The following is a 2040-nucleotide window of genomic DNA, read 5'->3' as shown; positions in this document are numbered from 1 at the left end:
GTTCAAGGACGCGATTAACACTTGTATTGAGCAGGCCAATACGACCCACAAAGCATCGCTAGAAACTTTGTTGACCATGAATTTTCAGTCCTTTAAGAAAGTCCAAATATCAGGCGTCTAGAGTATAGCATTGATCTCCGCTCCCTTCGAATCTTTAGGCTATTTCGGCTTGCCCGTATGCTAAAGTTGCTGCGCTACGGTCGTGCAGTAGATCACTTCCGAATGGCTTTTATCACTATACGTACTGAGCTGACCCTTTTCTTAATCACATGTGCTTTTGTAATTTATCTAGCTTCAGTTGGCATCTATTACTTTGAGCGAGTAGCCCAGCCAGAGACGTTTGGTTCTGTGTTCGACTGTATGTGGTGGGCGGTGGCAACGCTGACGACCGTAGGCTATGGCGATGTTTATCCTGTTACCGCAGGTGGCAAGGTATTCACGACTCTCATCCTTTTTATTGGACTTGGTATTATCGCAGTGCCAGCCGGTCTTATTTCTTCAGCGCTATCAGAAGTGTGGCGAGAGGAAGCGGAAGCAGACAAGCGCTTTACTGAAGGCGATTAGACGAGATCACCAGCCACATCACTTTAATCATGCGCCGCGATTCCATTTTCTATCAGCTGTTCCAACAGTCGCCAGAGCTGCTGTTTGAGCTGTTGAACAATCCGCCCTCCAATGCTCAAAGCTATCAGTTTGACTCTGTTGCCGTCAAAGAACCTCGGTTTGAAATTGACGGCGTCTTCCTGCCGCCAGAGACACCAGGCGTCGTCTACTTCTGTGAGGTGCAGTTTCAAAAAGACGAGCAGCTCTATGAGCGGCTGTTTGGCGAGTCATTTCTATACTTCTACCGCAACCGAGACCGCTTTAGCGACTGGCAAGCCGTCGTCCTCTATCCCTCTCGTTCGACTGAGCAAAGCAACCTGATACCCTATCAGGACCTGCTGGGCAGTCGCCGAGTGCATCGGGTGTATCTCGATGAGCTAGGGGAACTGAGCGAACTGCCTTTAGGCGTAGCGCTGATGGTCTTGACGACGGTTCAGGAAAACCGAGCGGCAGCGGCGGCTCAGACTTTGCTAGCGCGTTCAAGGCAAGAGGCACAACCCGAGGCAAGTCGTGCCATCATAGAGATGATTACGACAATTATGGTCTATAAGTTCACAAACTTGAGGCGGCAGGAGGTTGAGGTGATGCTAGGCGTAACTTTGCAGGAAACGCGGTTTTATCAGGAGGCTAAGGAAGATGGGCGGGTTGAAGAAGCGCGATCGCTGGTTCTTCGTCAGCTAGGGCGGAAAGTGGGGAAACTGCCGGGGGAATTGCAATCGCAAGTTGACGCCTTATCCCTTACTCAGCTTGAAGCTCTAAGCGAAGCGCTGCTAAATTTCTCAAGCCGATCTGACTTAGAAACCTGGCTTTCAGTTCAGGAATGACTATAGAGTCTATATGTGATCGATGAACTAGAGAACTGGCATCGCAATAGGCGTTAAACGTAGCCTAATGATCCAATGAAAGAGACGTTTACCGCATGAAAATGCCGCGTGACTGTCTAGTTTAAGAAGCGTAGAAACTCATTTTTGTCACTAGCAGTCGCTTCTGTGCAAGTTTAGGAAAATATGGTTAGCAAACGGCGTAGAACCCCAGCTGTCAAAAATTGGCCATAATAGATTGCGATTGCACCCTAAGGGATGCGCGGGAAAATAAGGTCCCCAGTCAAGTAGGGCTGATGGTGATGGCCCACTTTGGCAGGTCTTCTGATGGGTACCAATTAACTCGAAATGTCGCTAGTGTCTCAGGGTCTACCTTAATTCCTTTTTCATAGCGGTCAGTCACCTGGTGAACGACGGGTTCGATGCCTTTCCACAGCATGCGGCTGGCCCATTGCAGCGTTGTCTCAATCGAATCGAGAATTGGGGTACCAACTTAAGCCGGGAAAGTGTCTGCGTATAAGGGTTTCGGCTGTTGTGGTTTAGAAGACCGCCGAGGCATAGGTAGATCACCTACCTGCGCTAGCATCCATTCAAATACGTCGGGAAAATCGTGCCC

2 protein-coding genes are annotated in these 2040 nt (G+C 49.4%); both read left to right on the top strand.

Annotated elements, in window-relative coordinates:
- Positions 1–108 precede the first annotated feature (108 nt).
- Positions 109–564 (top strand): ion transporter, encoded by a 456-nt coding sequence (locus tag IQ241_RS25155; protein WP_193912551.1) that lies wholly within the window; start codon positions 109–111, stop codon positions 562–564.
- Between the two features lie 29 nt (positions 565–593).
- A complete protein-coding gene (locus IQ241_RS25150) occupies positions 594–1427 on the top strand; it encodes an Rpn family recombination-promoting nuclease/putative transposase (protein WP_193912549.1) in 834 nt (277 codons plus the stop codon).
- The last annotated feature ends 613 nt before the right edge of the window (positions 1428–2040 follow it).

Source organism: Vasconcelosia minhoensis LEGE 07310 (genome assembly GCF_015207255.1).
GTDB classification, from domain to species: Bacteria; Cyanobacteriota; Cyanobacteriia; order Phormidesmidales; family Phormidesmidaceae; genus Vasconcelosia; species Vasconcelosia minhoensis.
The sequence above is the reverse complement of the archived record's forward strand: the minus strand, read 5'-3'. Positions and strand labels throughout refer to the sequence as shown.